This window comes from Exiguobacterium sp. s166 (assembly GCF_018618855.1).
In the GTDB taxonomy this organism is placed as follows: Bacteria; Bacillota; Bacilli; order Exiguobacteriales; family Exiguobacteriaceae; genus Exiguobacterium_A.
Genome location: NZ_JACSMU010000001.1, coordinates 258,615 through 276,442, shown reverse-complemented (window position 1 = coordinate 276,442; position 17,828 = coordinate 258,615). Strand labels below are relative to the sequence as shown.

The window sequence follows — 17,828 nt, the reverse complement described above, 5'->3', positions numbered from 1 at the left end:
CTTCTAACTTCCAAAAGGTTAATCTCATTATAACGAAGTCTGGACCAGATACCAGTCTTAATTTATGTGAAAATTCCGATTAATCAGTAATGGTATTGTCATATAGAGGATTATACAAAAAACGAGCAAAAAGTACCGTATGAAAAATATGAGAAAACTATCCTGTTATCAAGTAAAAAAAGTGATTAGGATCAACGTAACTCCAAACTCCAATTTTTTTTACGATGGATCAACTCACCACGAAGGATGATCGATTCTTTTTTTGTCTCAAGATCTTCTTTCAGAACATGCATGTCTTCGTATCGACCGGCGATATAAACCGGAATGGTCGTTTGACGTGTGAACATCGATTGCCGTATATGCGTGAAATCGATCAAAATTCCTTCTTGTAACAATTGACGCAGATTAATGATGATTTCCGCTGTAAGAGGTGAAAGGGTCGGAATACGGAGTTCGCGACGGATTTTTTGTTGCACTAATGTGGATAAGACTTGTTCGATACTGGGCCAATTTTTTAAATAAGCCGTTGCCTGTGTCCCATCATGCTCACTGAAATAGGCCCATTCGTTTTCGACGGAAGTCATGAATGGACTAGGCATTCCGCGTTTCATATGCATTAAAAACAACAGCTCTGCAATTTCAACATCTGTCAGGATATCCAGGGAATGAGAAGAACGGATATCAATGGCGTTCAGTGGAAAACGTTCTACATCATTCGATTGGACAAATTGTTCGACTTCATGCGCCTCGACATAATGAAAGGCGGTCCGCGAAGAATATTTGATGGATTTGAAAGCGGCTCCTGAGACAAGCAGGGCACTTTTTGAATCAATAGACGTGATAAAGTCCGCAAAAGTAACACCGGACATCGTCAAACGATGATTTTCGGCATCTTCATACAAGTAGAGCAGGGAGTTGGACATAAACGAGCGACTTCCTTTCGTGGTCAGGACGTGAATAAGTTCAATAGTAGCAAAACTTCTAATGAGCGAAAAGGGTATTTCCTTCTGAAAACGGGCATAATATAAAAAAGAGGTGATTGGGCATGTGGGGGTTAAGAAAACCATTCCCGGAACTAAAAACAGAACGCTTCATCTTGAGAGAACTGGAAAACAAAGATGCACGAGATCTATTTAAGATTTTATCGGATGATGAGGTCATGTATTATTACGGATCAGATCCGCTGGTCACGGTGTATGAAGCAAAAAATGTCATCAGTTACTTCAAAGAACAATTCACCCAAGGGAAAGCGATTCGATGGGCGATTGCCGACCAACAAACGAATCAACTGATTGGAACGATTGGATTTCATAATTGGTTGACCCAGTATCACCGGGCAGAAATCGGATTTGAAGTCAGCCAAGACTATTGGCAACAGGGAGTGGCCTCGGAAGCAGCACGGGCAGTCTTGACACACGGATTTGAAGACTTCGCGCTGCACCGAATCAGTGCACTCGTTGCACCTGAAAATATCGCGTCCAATGCACTGGTTCAGAAACTTGGTTTTCAAGCAGAAGGATTACTTGAAGATTATGCGTACAGTCATGGACGATTTATGGATTTAACGATCTACCGAATGCTTGCATCGGAATGGAAAGGATGACTAGTCGAATGTCGAAACAATCACTTGTGTTACTACATGGATTTGCCGGAGGAACGGATTATTTTAATCGGGTTGAAGCGAAACTGCGTCTGTCGTTTGATGTACTCGTGCTGGCTCTGCCTGGTCATGAAGGACAATCAGTCGGTCCGGAGACGATTGAAGAATTTGCCTCATGGGTGATGGAGGACTTGGAACGAAGAGGGATTGAACGGCCGATTCTGATTGGACATTCGTTTGGCGGTTATATCGTCTCCTCGATTGTCGAGATGTATTCGGAAAAAATCAATGGATTTGGTCTTGTCTATTCAACGGCTAAAGCAGATACGGACGAAGCCAAACAAAAAAGAAATCAAAACATCAGCCGAGTCCAAGAAATCGGTGTACGGGAATTTGTTGACGGGTTAGTTCCCGGACTATTCGCTGAAGGTACTGATGTGATGATCGTCTCTGAAGCGAAGGAAATCGGTTATATGATGACTGTCGAAGGGGCAATACGGGCGCTGACAGCGATGCGTGACCGTAGAGATTTGACAGCCGTCTTAAGTCGAACGGATGTTCCAGGAGTGATCATCCACGGAACGAAGGATCCTTTAATTTCGGAAGCGAGTGCATTTGCGCCTCAAAACGAACGGATTATAAAACGTTCGACGGACAGCAGTCATATGGGGATGCTTGAGACACCGGATGCATTTTGTGAAATTTTAGAAGAAGTGTTCTCAGAGGAGAAGTCTTGAGGGCAATCTGTCTGATCAGCGTTCACCACACGGTGGGCGCTTTCTTGCTTCTTTTACGTAACCGGTTGAAAAAAGATACAAAAGCGTATGCGTTGCATTTTTAATTGAATTTCTGAATGATGAAAGGGGAGGGATTAAGATGAAAATTATAGCAATTGAACCAACACCAAGTCCAAATAATATGAAGGTCATCGTTGATGAAACGTTTTCGGAAAAGGGACAAACGTTTGAACATGCATTTGGTGCACCGGATCATGTAGCAAAATTACTGGAGATTCCAGGCATTAAGTCGGTTTATCAAGTGAGTGACTTTTTAGCCGTTGAACGGTTTCCGAAATATGATTGGCGTACGCTAGTCATCGAGATTCGCCGGTCCTTTGGCGAAGTACTCAGCGATGTCGAACAACATGAGACGGATGAGGCATTTGAGCCTGTTCATCTGTTCATTCAATTTATTTTAGGTGTACCGATGCAACTAAAAGGAGTCAAAGGACTAGAAGAAAAACGCCGCGGATTACCCGACCGGTTCCGGGAAGCTGCGCTATTCGTTCAACCTTATGTGAAGAATGTCATCAGTGACCGCCGCTGGGTCGAACAGGCACCGCGTTACGGGGATTTAGATGAAAGTTTGGCAGAAGTAGCTCAAGAAATCGAAGTCGCGTATCCAACAGAGCGGATTGATCGCTTAAAGACTATTGCTTCAGGGGAAGAAGTCACATTTGACGGACAGGCGTTAACGTCGTCAGATTGGAAACAGCGTTTTGCAGCTCTAGATGAATTACCGATTGAATTGAACTGGGTCCCGGCATACGCCAAGATGCTTCAAGATGAAAAGATGCAGATCAGAAGACAGGCTGTAGTCAAACTCGGAATGTTTGAAGATAACCGATTAGAGCTGCTGGATTATATAACAAATGCGCTACACGACCCGTCAAGCAGTGTACGGCGAACGGCCGGAGATACGATTTCCGACTGGGCCTTGCCGGAGGCGGAAGTGATGATGATTGAAGCGTTGACGGATAAAAATAAACTGGTCCGTTGGCGGGCTGCCCGCTTTTTATTTGATGTCGGAACGGAACAATCGATTCCACGGTTAAAGGAAGCCGTGCAAGATAAGGAATATGAAGTCGCGCTTCAAGCGGAACTGGCATTGGCACGAATCGAAAGTGGGGAAGAAGCACTAGGTACGGTTTGGCAACAAATGAATCGAATGACGGGTGAGAGTTCATAAGAACCTCAAAAAAACAGTGTATGAAGAACCATTCGACAAAATAACAATTAAGATGTCTAGGTATATTTTACCTTCTAACGAATAGATATGGAAAAATATGAAAAATATTTTGTAATGGTTTTGAAATGGAATTGAAATGTCGTTATAAATCACCATTTTAAAGGTGTATAACCCAACTATTTTAACATTCCAATAAATGGTTGTATTTTTTGGAATAAAGTTTTGACACGAAATGTCGAACGGGAATTTTCCGATGTTTTTCCTGTTTTGATAAAGTGAAATCACAATAACTGATTCGATTTCAAACAGCTATTCTGGTTTGACTGACATCTGACATAACAAAGGAGATTCGGGGACATGATACTTTTTGCTGAAACAGATCTAGCAGTAGGATACAAAGAACGTACGGCTTCGGGTGTATTCGTAACGATTGAAACAATGGACAGCCGGACAATTACACTTGTGGCACCGGCAACGGCAACGGATGCCATTTGCGATGAATTGTTTGTAACGGGGATTGAACAATTGTTTTCTACATCAAAAATGACAGTAGCCATTCCGGTTGCTTAATTGATGAATCAAAGAGGCAGGATGGGGGAGAACCTTATCCTGCCTCTTTTTTGTGCTAAAATTGAGAAGAGAGAAGAGAGGAGGCATTGTTTTGAAATGGATTATCCGGTTATCCTGTTTATGCGTACTGACCTTGATGTTGGCTGGATGTAACCAGCAAGAACAAAAGAAAGCGACGACACAAGGCGATGCCACGGAACAACCGATTGAAATCAAGGTGTCCGGAAAACAATTAGAACCAAACGTCGTCTTAGCTGTCGTCCAATTAAAAAATCCGAATGAACAAGCGGTGACCCTGACATTCCCGACATCCCAGCGATTTGAATTAAAAATCAAGGATGCGGATCAAAAAGTGCTCTATACTTTTTCGCAAGAGCAAGTGTTTACGCAAGCGATTGAACAAGAGCGCTTCAAAGGGTTGGAGACAAAACGTTACGAAGTAAGAATTGAGCTTCCGGATTCCAGTCATCCGACGCAAGTCGAGGCGATGACCATCCGTCAAGTAAAGGGAGATGCGATTTCCAACGGGAAAGCGCAAAATGAAATCTCGAACTAGGCAAGTATAAAAAAAGCTGAAGGAGTGTGACGGTTTCATGCAACAGGAAATCATTCAAGTGACGGGGGTCAAGCCGGTCATCGTTGCTGAAGAAGAAATTAAACAACGCGTTCAATTTTTAAAAGAGTATCTTGTGCATACAGGGGCAAAAGGACTTGTTCTTGGTATTTCAGGAGGACAGGACTCCTCATTAGCGGGTCGCCTCTGTCAACTCGCTGTTGAAGAGTTACGCAGTGAGACGAATCGAGATTATCAATTTTACGCCGTCCGATTACCGTATGGTCAACAACAAGACGAGTCGGATGCACAGCTTGCATTGTCATTCATCCGTCCGGATCATGCGTTGCGAGTCGATATCAAGCCGGCCGTTGCTGCTTCCATGGCTTCTTTTGAACAGGCAACGGGAGGCGTTTTGTCTGATTTTAGCAAAGGAAATACAAAAGCACGGGAACGAATGAAGGTGCAATATGATATAGCGGCTCATTACGGCTGTTTAGTCGTCGGAACAGATCATGCAGCAGAATTCGTAACCGGTTTTTATACGAAACACGGGGATGGAGCATGTGATTTAACACCATTGACCGGACTGAACAAGCGCCAAGGAAAACAGTTACTCCGTGAATTACAGGCACCTGAAGGATTGATTGAAAAAGTTCCGACAGCCGACTTAGAAGACAATCAGCCGGGGTTGCCTGATGAACAAGCGCTGGGCATGACATACAATGAAATTGATGATTATTTAGAAGGTAAAACGATTTCCAGTGAAAGCCAGGCTAAGCTGGAAGGTCAGTACAAACGAGTGGGACATAAACACCATATGCCGGTCTCGCCACTGGATACTTGGTGGAAATGAGTAATCCATTGCAGACGACAGCTGAAACAGCTGTCGTTTTTTTCGTCTGAAAATCGGGAAAAGACCCAAAACACATCAATAAGAGAGTCGGACGGGAGGTAAAGACATGGAATCAATTGCAGTCGTTGGTGGTGGACTAGCGGGATTATCAGCCGCAGCCTTGCTTGCCAAACAAGGAAAACGTGTTCAGCTATATGATGCAGCGATGTTAGGCGGAAGAGCGACCTCACAAATCATCAAAGGGTATACGTTTAACTACGGGGCGCATGCAGTGTACGGGCGGGATCATTCCGTGTTAAAGACGATCATTAAAAGCTTGAAATTAGAGATTACCTGGCTGGACTTTTCTTCGACGAAAGCAAAATATGAATTTTCCGGCCACTTAACTGCTGCTCCGGCTAATGCGATTGGTCTCTTGAAGACAGAAGTGATTGGCGGAACGGATAAACTTCGTTTTACATGGGAAGTTGTGAAAACAGTTCTCCGTCTTGAAAAAGGAGTGCCAGAGTTGTCAATTGGTCAATGGCTGGTGCAAGAAAAAGTCGAAGAAGACGTGTCACGCTTGATGCTTGATTTAGCGTCCAGTAATTTTTTTACGACCGAACCTGAAAACATTCCGTCAGTCGTCTATTTTGACTATTACCGGAAACTTTTTCGGACACGAAAACCGGTTTCGTATATCGCCGGCGGATGGCAAGTCCTAATTGATGAATTGGAACGTGTCCTGCAAGAACAGGGAGGGACGATTCACCGGAAAACTAAAATTACAGCGATTGAAGAAAAGGAACAAGGATACCGGTTACGTGACCGGAAAAAAACGGAATGGACTGTTGACCGGGTTGTCTTGGCGCTTCCGCCCCGTGATATGCGAAAGCTCGCCTTACCTGCCACCGTCCAATCCTTTATCGAACCTTTTGCCCAATATGAACCGGTAGAAGTTCTTGTGTACGATGTCGGAATCAGTCCATATCTCAAAACACCGTTTTCATACGTTTACGACCGTACCCATCAACTGTTCGTCACCGATTTATCTCATTACGATCCGAGTATCGCACCGGAAAACGGTCAGGTCTTACAAGTCGTCGCCTATCTTGCGCATCAGGAAGTCGGAAATCCAGATTATTTAGCGGAAAAGGTCAAACAGATTCACCGGCTTCTCGATCAGCATTATCCGCAATGGCAGGAACGTCTGGTCGTCGAACGGACAATGAAGCGGGCGATCGTTCAAGAAATCAAATGGAAGATGGGGCAAACTCCCCTCCCTAATTTTATGCAGGATGGACATAAGGAGACGATGGCTTTTGTCGGGGATTGGTGTGAAGGAGAAGGGCAGTTATCGGAATTGTCTTTCTCGAGCGCGTTGAACGTAGCAGCGGAATGGCAACAAAAAAACGCTCATTGAGCGTTTTTTTGTTTCGGATAAAAGGCAAGGGCAATCAAAATCGTAAAAGCAATCAAACTCATCATCGGAATCGTCAGGAAACCAAAATAATTGACCCACTTGATGAGGCAACCGTTCGTGCAGAGTGCTTCTCCGTCCGGTAAGCGTTCGAGTATGACGTGATAGGCTGCGACCGCAAATCCGAGTAAAGTATATAATCGAAGAAAAAATCCATCGATCGGGCGATTACGGAATAAGGATACAAGCAAATAAATGGCGGTCGTATACATGAACAGACGTTGCCACCAGCACAACGGACAAGGAATGAATCCGCGAATCTCACTGAAATACAAACTGCCTAAAGTCGCGACCGTTGAGACGATCAACATAAAATGATAGCGTGACATATGTACCTTCCTCTCTAACGTGTTAAACTAATGCCATCTTATATCATGAGGAGTCGAATCATACATTGCAAGTGTCGGAAATGGAAATGTTGATTACGTTATCAGAAGAATTGAACATGAGACGGGCCGCAGAACGTCTTTTTGTCTCGCAACCTGCTCTCAGCCAGCGTCTGGTCGCAATCGAGCGGCGCTGGGCAACAAAGCTGTTCATTCGTTCATCACGTGGACTGAGTATCACCCCGCAAGGTGAAAAAGTCATCGGACTCGCCAAAGAAATGAACCGAAAAGAACTGGAGCTTAAAAGTGAATTGACGGCGGAAGAGGGGGCTGTTTACGGTACACTTCGGATTGCTGTCGCGTCCATTATGGGACAATATTGGCTTCCCCGTGTCCTGAAACGGTTTGTCGAACGTTATCCGCATGTCCGTGTCCAATTGGTCACAGGGTGGTCAAGTGAGATGATGCGCCATATGCTGGAAGAGCATTTTCATATTGGTATCATCCGCGGAAATCCTGATTGGAAAGGCGTGAAGGAACGGCTGTTCTCGGATCCGTTATATCTTGTTGACAGTGAACTGACGTCACTCGAACAGCTTCGGAAAACAGAACGTCCTTTCATTCAATTTAAAAGTGACTCGACGTACTATCAGGAGATTTTAGAATGGTGGCAGGACCGTTTTTCGAGTCCACCGGCCCGGACGCTCGTCGTTGACCAGATTGAGACGTGTAAACAGATGGCGCTTCACGGGATTGGTTTTGCCATCTTACCGGAATCAACGATTCATGAAGCGAGTGAAGTGATGCAGATTCCGCTTAAAACGTCATCGGGAAAAATTTTAAAGCGGGACACGTGGATTCTATCGACGGAGTCGATGCTTGAATTAAAACAAGTCCAAGCGTTTTGGGACATCGTCAAAGAAGAAGGAGGAAGTCAGTCAGATGGAATACGCAATTGAAATGCGCCGAGAACTTCATAAAATACCGGAGCCGGGTTTTAAGGAGTTTAAAACGCAAGCTTTTATCCTCGATCAAATCCGGTCGTACCCGGAAGATCGTGTTAGTTATGATACATTCGAAACAGGAGTATTTGTCCGCGTAAAAGGTTTAACGGGGAACCGGACGATTGGATATCGGGCCGATATCGATGGATTACCAATCGAAGAAGCAACGGGGTTACCATTTGGTTCTGAACACCCGGGCTTCATGCATGCCTGTGGTCATGATGTTCACGCATCCATCGCCTTAGGTTTGTTACGCCGGATTGTCGAACTGCCTGTCATGGATGATGTCGTCTTCCTGTTCCAACCGGCTGAAGAAGGACCGGGTGGGGCGGAACCGATGATCAAAAGCCCGCTGTTTGAAAAGTATCGTCCGAGTGAGATGTATGGTCTGCATGTCGCGCCGGAATATCCGGTCGGGACGATTGCAAGCCGGCCTGGTGTCTTGTTTGCGAGTGCCCGGGAAGTTCATATCACGATTTATGGACAAAGCGGTCATGCAGCCTTTCCGCATTTGACGATTGATACGGTTGTTGCTCAGGCGGCATTGATCATGCAACTTCAGACGATTGTCAGTCGTTCGATCAATCCAATGAACTGCAGTGTCATTACGATCGGGAAAGTGGAAGCGGGAATCCGGGAAAATGTCATTGCAGGTCGTGCTTTACTCGACGGAACGATGCGTGCGCTTAACGGAACAGACATGGAAAAACTAGAGCAACGTGTGCGTGACATCGTACGCGGCATCGAAGCTTCATTCGGCGTAAAAATCGATTTACAGTTTGGAAATCGGTATTATGAAGTCGTCAACGATCAACGAGTCGTTGATAAATTTTCGTCCTTCGTCAAAATGAATGCGAATTATATTGAGTGCGATGCTGCAATGACAGGAGAAGATTTTGGATTCATGTTAAAAGAAATTCCCGGCATGATGTTTTGGCTTGGTGTCAATAATGCTACGTCCGGATTACACCAGCCGACCCTGAATCCGGATGAAGATGCCATTCCCTTCGTCATTAATTTACTCGATCATTATTTCCGCGAATATGTCTGAACAAAAGACGTGACAATCGGCCCTTTATTCCTGAAAAAAATGGATAAAGGGCTTTCATTTTATAGAAGAGAACAGTTTTCGAACGTTTTGTGAAATAAATCACGAGTATATGTGAACAATTTGTTACATCAAACATTTAAAACAGACACAAATGATTATGTTCTCTATGATACGGATATAAACAATATATAGAAGTACGTCTAGAAAGAGGGGGCTATACACATGTTCAATGATCCAGTCATGCTCAGTCGATTATTGACAGGGCTCACATTAGCATTCCATATCATCTTTGCGACGATTGGGGTAGGGGTTCCATTGATGGTACTCGCAGCGGAGTACATCGGAATTAAACGAAAAGATTCAGACTATATTCTTCTGGCTCGACGCTGGACGCGTGGTTATATCGTAACTGTAGCGGTAGGTGTCGTAACCGGAACAGCAATTGGATTACAATTGTCGCTCCTATGGCCTTCTTTGATGCAAGTAGCAGGTCAAACGATCGCATTACCGTTGTTCATGGAAACTTTCGCCTTTTTCTTTGAAGCGATTTTCCTCGGTATTTATCTCTACACATGGGACCGGTTTAAAAATCCGTGGTTACACTGGTTAATCGGGATTCCGGTCGTCATCGGGGCAACATTATCCGCCTTCTTCATCACGACGGTCAACTCATTCATGAACTCACCAGAAGGATTTAAAATCGTCAACGGGACACTCACGCAAATCGAACCGTTAAAAGCGATGTTTAATACGGCGACACCGACAAAAGCAACACACGTCATCGTATCCGCTTACTTGACGGTTGCTTTTATCCTGGCAGCGATTGCGGCTTTCCATCTGTTACGGAAGAAAACCTTGTCGGCAGCAGAAACGGCATATCATAAAAAAGCTCTTCGCTTAACGGTCATGGCCGGATTAATCTTTGCGTTCTCAACTGCGTTAGTCGGAGATTTCTCCGGGAAATACCTGGCGAAATACCAGCCGGAAAAATTAGCAGCAGCAGAATGGCATTTTGAAACAACAAGTGAAGCCGAGTTGATTTTCGGTGGAATCCTGGATGAACAAGCGGACGGCAGTTATGAAATCAAAGGTGCCGTCAAAATTCCGTATGCTTTATCCATTCTCGCGGGCGGAGCGCCGGATACAGAAGTCATCGGGTTAAACGAATTCGCCAAAGAGGACCAGGCACCACTGTTTGTCCACTATTTCTTCGATATCATGGTATCGATCGGCATGTATTTAGCCGCCATCTCGGCCCTGTTCGTATTGGCTTTCCGACTCAAAAAGTTGAATCCATACAACAAGTGGTTGTTACGCGGTATCTTTATCGGTGGACCACTCGCCATTGTCTCGATTGAAGCAGGCTGGATGTATGCGGAAATCGGACGTCAACCGTGGACGCTCTATGGTATTATGAGAACGGCTGATGCGGCGACCACTTCGACCGCTGTCGGACCGATGTTGATTTTATTCAGTTTACTGTATCTGTTGCTCGGAACGATTTGTACAGTCGTCCTGCTCCGGATGTTTAAAAATAACCCTGTCGGCAAAGAACTCGCAGATGATCATCATACACGTGGTGAAGCGATGTTTGCGGACGACAACAAATAAGGAGGGAACGAGTTGGACATTCAAACACTTGGAATAACCGTACTTTGGACGTTCCTTTATGGATATCTCATCGTTGCCTCAATTGACTTCGGTGCCGGTTTTTATGCGTTTTATTCAAAATATACGAAACGGGATCATTTGACGAACCGTTTGATTCTCCGTTATCTTTCTCCGGTTTGGGAAGTGACGAACGTGTTTTTCGTCTTCTTCTTTGTCGGACTTGTCGGGTTCTTCCCGGATACGGCTTATTATTACGGAACAGCTTTACTCGTTCCCGCTTCAATCGTCTTAGTATTAATCGCGATTCGCGGTAGCTTTTACGCGTTTGCCAACTACGGTTCAAACGACAGCATGTTCTATACTTTCTTATATGGAGCAACAGGACTATTGATTCCGGCAGCGATGTCCACGACATTGACGATCAGTCAAGGTGGATTCATTCGGAAAACGAATGAGACAGTCGAATTCCTTGGGACGAAGCTGTTCACAAACTTCTATTCTTGGACGGTCGTCGCGCTTGCAATCGTATCCGTCCTCTATATCAGTGCCATGTTCTTGTTGTTCTATGCGGATAAAGCAAAGGACGAGAATGCAACACCATTGATTCGTAAATGGGCATTGTTCTGGAGTATTCCGACGATTGTTGTCTGTGCATTAGTCTTCTTTGGCTTAAAAAATCAAGCGGCTTGGCATTATGAAAACATCTTGAACGGTAATTGGTGGTGGTTCGCAGCAAGTTTCCTTTTCTTCTGCGTCGCGGTGACACTTGTCTACTTGAAGAAAAACTACGGGATTGCCTTTATCGCTGTTATGGCGCAATACGGGGTTGCCTGGTTCGGATACGGATACACACATCTTCCTTACATTCTTTATCCGTACATCGATATCAATAAAGCGGTCGTTAATGAAACGATGGCAACGGCACTTGTTGTGGTCTTTATCTTCGGATTGATGTTATTGATCCCGGCATTGTATTTGATCTTACGATTGTTCCTGTTTGATAACGACTATGTCAGTGGGAAAAAAGCAAAATAAACAGAACCTGTGTCACGTAACCATTCCGTGTGTCATCCATATAAAGGGTGGCACACTTTTTTGAGCGGATTTGTCATTCACTTTAAGGGATTGAAAACGGAAAACCGCATTAAAAAAGCGTTCATAGTAATTTAGAAGTGAATCGGGTACACTACTACTGAAGCAGAATTGTGAAGGAGAGTTGAACATGAATGGAGAGTTCGCAGTAATTGGTTTAGGTCGGTTCGGGGGTTCGATTGTCCGGGAATTATCAAAGAATGGATATGACGTTCTGGCGATTGATTCGGATGAAGAGCGTGTCAATGAATACATGGGGATTGCGACGCATTCTGTCATTGCGGATACGACGGATGAAAACGTCTTAAAGAGTCTTGGGATTCGCAATTTTGACCATGTCATCGTTGCGATTGGTGAAAATATTCAAGCGTCGATTTTGACGACTTTAATTTTAAAAGAGCTCGGTGTTCAATCGATTACCGTCAAAGCGACAAATGATTACCATGAAAAGGTGTTACGTAAGATTGGAGCCGACTTCATCGTTCACCCTGAACGGGATATGGGGGTCCGGATTGCGAACGGACTGATGAGTTCAAATATTTTAGATTATCTCGATTTATCACAAGAATTCTCAATCGTTGAAATCAAAGTCAGTGATCGAATGGCCAATCAGACATTAATCGACTTGGATTTGCGGAGTAAGTACGGTGCCAACGTCGTTGCAATCAAACGAGGCGAAAACGTCATGATTTCCTTACAAGCGGATGAATTGATTGAAAAAGGAGATTACCTTGTCGTCATTGGCGAAAATGATGACTTGGACCGTTTGGAACGTGCCATCCATAAAGTGAAAAATTAATATCAAAAAAGGCTGAGGAATCATTCCTCGGCCTTTTGAGTACTTGTTACATTTAAATGAGTTGGAATTCTTTCAGACCGTGTTCGATGCCGTCTTCTAGAATGTGTTTTGTGACGAAGTCAGCCGCCGCTTTTGTTTCAGCAAGACCATTGCCCATTGCGATGCCGGTTCCGACATAACGTAACATTTCTAGATCGTTCAGCGCATCTCCGAAGGCAAACGTATCTTCGCGCCGGATATTCGTCAACTTCAGGAATTGTCTGATACCATCAGCTTTTGACGAACCGACATTAATGACATCCATCGCATTCGGATGCCAGCGGATGAAGTCAAAGGCTTTGTAATTTTGAGTGTACTCGGCTTCTTCTTCAGCGGTACAATAGACAAGCGTTTGGAAGACATCATGTGTCGTAAATGCTTGCTCATCGAAGGCGGGTAAAGGAATATCCAGTTCTCCAAGGGATTCCTGGACCAACTGATCTGACGGTTTAGTTGAGAAACCCTGTGTTTCACCTAGATAGACGAGTGTATGACCGTTTTGATGTGCGCGAGCGGTTAAGTGCTTAAGATCTTCAATCGGTTGTGGGCGTCTGTAAATGACCTCGTTCTGATGAACAACGATTTGACCATTATAACCAATGATCGTATCGATGTTGAGCAGTTCGCGCACACCGGATAACATCGCCGGACCACGTCCGGTCGCGATGGCTACATAAACACCATTTGCTTGTAGCTGTTTAATTGCCTGTTTGGTCGACTCGGGAACAAAATGACCATCGTGAAGTAAGGTTCCATCGATATCGAAAAAGACGACTTTCTGATTTGCCATGGTTTCACCTTCTCTTTTTAATTGGCTGTTCAGCCGGATACATGTGGAATTATAGCATAGCGTTAACGTTTACGCCGACCTTGGTTTAGGAATAGGATGAAAAAATAGTAGGATATCGTGTATACTAATCTAAGGACAAAAAACAATGGACTGATAAGGAGTTGCTAAACATGATTTTTAAAGTATTTTATCAACCGCTTCGTTCGGAAGCCCCAGTACGGGAACGGACAGAAGTGATGTATGTTGAGGGAGAGAACATTCGTGAAGTGCGAACAGCGATTGATCACCTCATCAAAGATATCAATGTCGAATTCATCCGTGAGTTAAGCGGCGAATTCCTTGAATATGAAAAACTAAGCCCAGACTATAAGGTTGAAACGTTCGCATGAAGTTCGTTAAAAACCATCAAGCAGCCGTTTTCGCACTCGGTGGCTTAGGAGAAATCGGGAAGAACACGTACGTCGTTCAATTTCAAGATGAGATCATCGTCATCGACGCCGGTGTCATGTTCCCGGAAGATGAACTACTTGGAATTGACTACGTCATTCCGGATTACACGTACTTGATTAAAAATAAAGATAAAGTAAAAGGGGTCTTCATCACCCACGGTCACGAAGACCACATCGGGGGATTACCGTTCTTACTCAAACAAGTCAACTTACCAATTTATGCTGGGAAAATTGCACTTGGTCTCATTAAAGTAAAACTTGAAGAACACGGTTTGTTACGGACGGCCGAGTTACATGAAATTGATGAGGATTCAATCATCAAATTCCGGAAGACAAGCATTTCGTTTTTCCGGACGACACACTCGATTCCAAACTCGTTTGGCGTCGTTGTCAAAACACCGCAGGGCAACATTGTCCATACCGGTGATTTCAAATTCGATTTCACACCAGTCGGAGAACCTGCTGACTTAACAAAAATGGCGGAACTCGGCAAGGAAGGTGTTCTCTGTCTGTTATCAGACTCGACGAACGCTGAGATTGAAGGCTTTACGATGAGTGAACGTGTCGTCGGAGATACGATTTCAAACATCTTCCGTAAAGCAGAAGGTCGGATTATCTTTGCGACATTCGCTTCGAATATCTATCGCTTGCAACAAGTCGTCAATGCATCGGTCGAAGCAGGGCGTAAAATCGTCGTGTTCGGTCGGAGCATGGATAAAGTCATGATGATTGGTCAGGAACTTGATTTCATCAAAGCACCTAAAGGAACAATCATTGAACCGAATGAAATGAAACGGTATAAATCGAACGAACTGACGATTCTTTGCACAGGCTCACAAGGGGAGCCGATGGCAGCCCTAAGCCGGATCGCTAACGGGACACACCGTCAGATTTCAATCATTCCGGACGACTTGGTTATCTTCTCGTCTTCTCCGATTCCAGGAAACGTCGTTTCTGTCGGAAAAACGATCAACCAATTGTACAAAGCCGGTGCAGATGTCATGTATGGCAAGTTAAATGACATCCATACATCAGGTCACGGCAGTCAACAAGAACAATTGTTGATGCTTCGTCTCCTGCAGCCGAAATACTTCATGCCGATCCACGGAGAATACCGGATGTTGAAAAAACATATGTCGCTTGCAATGGACGCCGGTGTACCGGAAGAAAACTGTTTCGTCATGGACAACGGTGAAGTCTTGGCACTCGATGCCAATGCAGCTGCGATTACCGGTAAAATCCAAGCGAATGCCGTCTATGTAGATGGAAAAGGAATTGGAGATATTGGGAATATCGTCCTGCGTGACCGACGAATTCTTTCAGAAGAAGGATTGGTCGTCGTCGTTGTAACACTTGATTCTAAAACAAATCGTCTTGTTTCAGGACCGGATATCATTTCACGCGGATTTGTTTACATGCGTGAATCAGGTAACTTGATCAAGGATGCAGAACGCTTGTTGAAGCGTTCACTTGAGCAATCTTTGGCGAATCGAAATACAAAATGGACGGATATCAAACAAGTCATCAATGATACATTGACACCGTACTTGACTGAAAAAACACAACGTCATCCAATGATCATGCCAATCATCATGGAAGTATAAATAAAAAAGGACATTTCCTTATGTTGGAAATGTCCTTTTGTTGTTTCTTAATTAAATTAAAGCGATGAACCATATTCCTTGAACGGTTCTTTCGGATCGATTCGATCGTAAAACATGATGCCATCCAAATGATCATATTCGTGCTGGCAGACGACTGCTTTTAATCCTTTTAATCTTAATTTTACAGGATTTCCGTTATGATCGATGCCAGACAGGGTAATACGCATATAGCGCGGTACATGGCCTTCGACTTCCCGGTCAACGGACAAACAACCTTCACCGCCGGCAAGATATGTTTGTTCAACGGAATGACTGACGATTTTCGGATTGTAGATCCCGAACTCGAGAATATCATCCCCGTCTTGCAGGCGAATGGCAAACATCCGTTTGTTGACCCCGATTTGGGGAGCCGCCAGTCCGATCCCGCTACGCAAATCATATTTTTCAGCTAACTCGTCGTCCTGACTGTTGGCAAGATACTCCATCATCAGACGCATCGTTTCTTTATCTTCCTCGCTGAGGGGGAAGGTAACATCGACAGAACGTTTGTGAAGCGAAGGAACGTCTTCCCGAACGATTTCATTCATGGTAATCATGAACAACACCCCTTTCATCTAGAAAAATTATAGCATATCAAAGGAGGAATATTAATAACTAACACAGTTGTAAAATGATGAATAGTACAGAAGTAAAGCCGTTCTTCGAATGTGAGGTCATTCACAAGAACATCCGCTAAAAAAAATAAAACATTTCCTTTGATTTTATAGGTGTTACAGTTTTATACTTGTAACGTAATGAACAAGACATGCTTTCGTGTCTAGTCATGTTAATACAGTTTACTCAACTGGATAGGTACACAGATATATGTTCAAGAAAAGGTCATACGGGACTTCATTTTTTGAACACTATTCGTATGTGAGCAAATCAGTCAGAGGAATATTTCGCTGAGCACAGTGAAAGGATGAGGTGAAAAGATGAACTTAAACATGTTTAAAAACGTGGAAGAAAACTTTGAAACATTCCGCATTCTGGATGAAAAAGGTGAAGTCGTCAACAAAGACGCTATGCCGGATCTTTCAGATGAAGAACTTACGGAATTAATGCGTCGTCTCGTTTACACACGTATCTGGGATCAACGCGCAATCTCACTCAACCGTCAAGGACGTCTCGGTTTCTATGCGCCAGTCGCTGGGCAAGAAGCGTCAATGATCGGTTCACAATTTGCTTTAGATAAAGATGACTGGATTCTTCCAGGATACCGTGATATCCCGCAAATGGTTTTCCACGGCTTCCCGCTTTACAAAGCATTCTTATTCTCACGCGGACACATCACAGGTGGTAAGATTCCTGAAGGTGTTAACGTCTTAATGCCGCAAATCATCATCGGTGCACAAATCGTGCAAGCTGCCGGTGTTGCACTCGGTCTTAAGAAAAGTGGAAAAGAGCAAGTCGCAATTACGTACACAGGTGATGGCGGATCATCACAAGGTGACTTCTACGAAGGTATGAACTTCGCTGGAGCATTCAAAGCACCTGCAATTTTCGTTGTCCAAAACAACCGCTTTGCGATTTCAACACCGGTTGAAAAACAATCGATGGCGAAAACAATCGCTCAAAAAGCCGTTGCAGCCGGAATCAACGGAATCCAAGTTGACGGAATGGACGTTCTTGCTGTCTACGCAGCAACGAAACAAGCTCGTGTTGAAGCACTGAACGGGGTGCCGACATTGATCGAAACACTCACATATCGTTACGGACCGCATACACTTGCTGGAGATGACCCAACACGTTACCGTACAAAAGATATGGACGATGAGTACCAAGCACAAGATCCACTCGTTCGTTTCCGTGCGTTCATGGAAACAAAAGGTCTTTGGAACGAAGACAAAGAAAACGAAGTCATCGAACAAGCAAAAGCGGATGTAAAAGAAGCACTCGCTCAAGCAGATAAAGAACCGAAACAAAAAGTAACAGACTTCATCAACGTGATGGCTGAAAAGTTACCACAAAACCTGCAAGAGCAGCTTGATGAGTATACAGCAAAGGAGTCGAAATAA

At 44.2% G+C, this 17,828-nt stretch carries 19 protein-coding genes; 15 read left to right on the top strand and 4 right to left on the bottom strand.

Going from position 1 to position 17,828, the window contains the following annotated elements:
• Positions 1-191 precede the first annotated feature (191 nt).
• Positions 192-923: a hypothetical protein gene (locus KNP93_RS01430; protein WP_214852800.1), complete on the bottom strand. Its 732-nt coding sequence runs from the start codon at positions 921-923 to the stop codon at positions 192-194.
• Between the two features lie 122 nt (positions 924-1,045).
• Here KNP93_RS01430 and KNP93_RS01425 point away from each other — a divergent pair, with 122 nt between their 5' ends.
• From KNP93_RS01425 to KNP93_RS01395, 7 genes are all read left to right on the top strand, one after another.
• Positions 1,046-1,603, top strand: a complete 558-nt coding sequence (locus KNP93_RS01425) for a GNAT family N-acetyltransferase (protein ID WP_012370898.1) — start codon at positions 1,046-1,048, stop codon at positions 1,601-1,603.
• Positions 1,604-1,611: 8 nt separating this feature from the next.
• Complete coding sequence (locus KNP93_RS01420; protein WP_131502678.1) at positions 1,612-2,337, top strand: alpha/beta fold hydrolase; 726 nt, start codon at positions 1,612-1,614, stop codon at positions 2,335-2,337.
• Between the two features lie 139 nt (positions 2,338-2,476).
• Entirely contained in the window at positions 2,477-3,568 is a 1,092-nt protein-coding gene (locus tag KNP93_RS01415) for a virulence factor (protein ID WP_214852798.1), read from the top strand.
• A gap of 357 nt (positions 3,569-3,925) precedes the next feature.
• A complete protein-coding gene (locus tag KNP93_RS01410; RefSeq protein ID WP_114595387.1) occupies positions 3,926-4,138 on the top strand; it encodes a hypothetical protein in 213 nt (70 codons plus the stop codon).
• Positions 4,139-4,229: 91 nt separating this feature from the next.
• Complete coding sequence (locus KNP93_RS01405; RefSeq protein ID WP_131502675.1) at positions 4,230-4,694, top strand: BsuPI-related putative proteinase inhibitor; 465 nt, start codon at positions 4,230-4,232, stop codon at positions 4,692-4,694.
• Between the two features lie 37 nt (positions 4,695-4,731).
• Complete coding sequence (nadE, locus tag KNP93_RS01400; protein WP_131502674.1) at positions 4,732-5,547, top strand: ammonia-dependent NAD(+) synthetase; 816 nt, start codon at positions 4,732-4,734, stop codon at positions 5,545-5,547.
• 106 nt (positions 5,548-5,653) lie between these two features.
• A complete protein-coding gene (locus KNP93_RS01395) occupies positions 5,654-6,949 on the top strand; it encodes an FAD-dependent oxidoreductase (protein ID WP_131502673.1) in 1,296 nt (431 codons plus the stop codon).
• Here KNP93_RS01395 and KNP93_RS01390 read toward each other — a convergent pair.
• Positions 6,943-7,335, bottom strand: coding sequence for a disulfide bond formation protein B (locus tag KNP93_RS01390; protein ID WP_214852795.1), 393 nt, complete (start codon positions 7,333-7,335; stop codon positions 6,943-6,945). The genes KNP93_RS01395 and KNP93_RS01390 overlap by 7 nt on opposite strands.
• A gap of 65 nt (positions 7,336-7,400) precedes the next feature.
• On the opposite strand from KNP93_RS01390, the gene KNP93_RS01385 reads away from it, so the two are divergent.
• The 5 genes from KNP93_RS01385 to KNP93_RS01365 all read left to right on the top strand — a co-directional run bounded on the left by KNP93_RS01385 (position 7,401) and on the right by KNP93_RS01365 (position 12,889).
• Complete coding sequence (locus tag KNP93_RS01385) at positions 7,401-8,291, top strand: transcriptional regulator CcpC (protein ID WP_012370890.1); 891 nt, start codon at positions 7,401-7,403, stop codon at positions 8,289-8,291.
• A complete protein-coding gene (locus KNP93_RS01380; protein WP_114595392.1) occupies positions 8,275-9,387 on the top strand; it encodes an N-acetyldiaminopimelate deacetylase in 1,113 nt (370 codons plus the stop codon). The genes KNP93_RS01385 and KNP93_RS01380 overlap by 17 nt, the downstream gene beginning before the upstream one ends.
• 222 nt (positions 9,388-9,609) lie before the next feature.
• Positions 9,610-10,998, top strand: a complete 1,389-nt coding sequence (locus KNP93_RS01375) for a cytochrome ubiquinol oxidase subunit I (RefSeq protein ID WP_131502670.1) — start codon at positions 9,610-9,612, stop codon at positions 10,996-10,998.
• Positions 10,999-11,010: 12 nt separating this feature from the next.
• Positions 11,011-12,033 carry a cytochrome d ubiquinol oxidase subunit II gene (locus KNP93_RS01370; RefSeq protein WP_012370887.1) on the top strand — a complete coding sequence of 341 codons (1,023 nt, stop codon included), beginning with the start codon at positions 11,011-11,013 and terminating at the stop codon, positions 12,031-12,033.
• 187 nt (positions 12,034-12,220) lie between these two features.
• The gene (locus KNP93_RS01365; protein WP_012370886.1) at positions 12,221-12,889 is read left to right on the top strand and encodes a potassium channel family protein; all 669 of its coding nucleotides are present in this window, start codon (positions 12,221-12,223) and stop codon (positions 12,887-12,889) included.
• A 52-nt stretch (positions 12,890-12,941) separates the two neighbouring features.
• Here the strand turns inward: KNP93_RS01365 and KNP93_RS01360 are convergent, their stop codons facing one another.
• The gene (locus KNP93_RS01360; protein WP_131972465.1) at positions 12,942-13,718 is read right to left on the bottom strand and encodes a Cof-type HAD-IIB family hydrolase; all 777 of its coding nucleotides are present in this window, start codon (positions 13,716-13,718) and stop codon (positions 12,942-12,944) included.
• Between the two features lie 170 nt (positions 13,719-13,888).
• Between KNP93_RS01360 and KNP93_RS01355 the strand changes: the two genes are divergently transcribed.
• Together KNP93_RS01355 and rnjA are read left to right on the top strand one after the other, a co-directional pair.
• Complete coding sequence (locus KNP93_RS01355; RefSeq protein WP_114595395.1) at positions 13,889-14,107, top strand: DNA-dependent RNA polymerase subunit epsilon; 219 nt, start codon at positions 13,889-13,891, stop codon at positions 14,105-14,107.
• A complete protein-coding gene (gene rnjA / locus KNP93_RS01350; protein WP_012370883.1) occupies positions 14,104-15,771 on the top strand; it encodes a ribonuclease J1 in 1,668 nt (555 codons plus the stop codon). The genes KNP93_RS01355 and rnjA overlap by 4 nt, the downstream gene beginning before the upstream one ends.
• A 56-nt stretch (positions 15,772-15,827) precedes the next feature.
• Here the strand turns inward: rnjA and def are convergent, their stop codons facing one another.
• Positions 15,828-16,367: a peptide deformylase gene (gene def, locus KNP93_RS01345; RefSeq protein WP_131972466.1), complete on the bottom strand. Its 540-nt coding sequence runs from the start codon at positions 16,365-16,367 to the stop codon at positions 15,828-15,830.
• Positions 16,368-16,745: 378 nt separating this feature from the next.
• On the opposite strand from def, the gene pdhA reads away from it, so the two are divergent.
• The gene (gene pdhA / locus KNP93_RS01340) at positions 16,746-17,828 is read left to right on the top strand and encodes a pyruvate dehydrogenase (acetyl-transferring) E1 component subunit alpha (RefSeq protein ID WP_012370881.1); all 1,083 of its coding nucleotides are present in this window, start codon (positions 16,746-16,748) and stop codon (positions 17,826-17,828) included.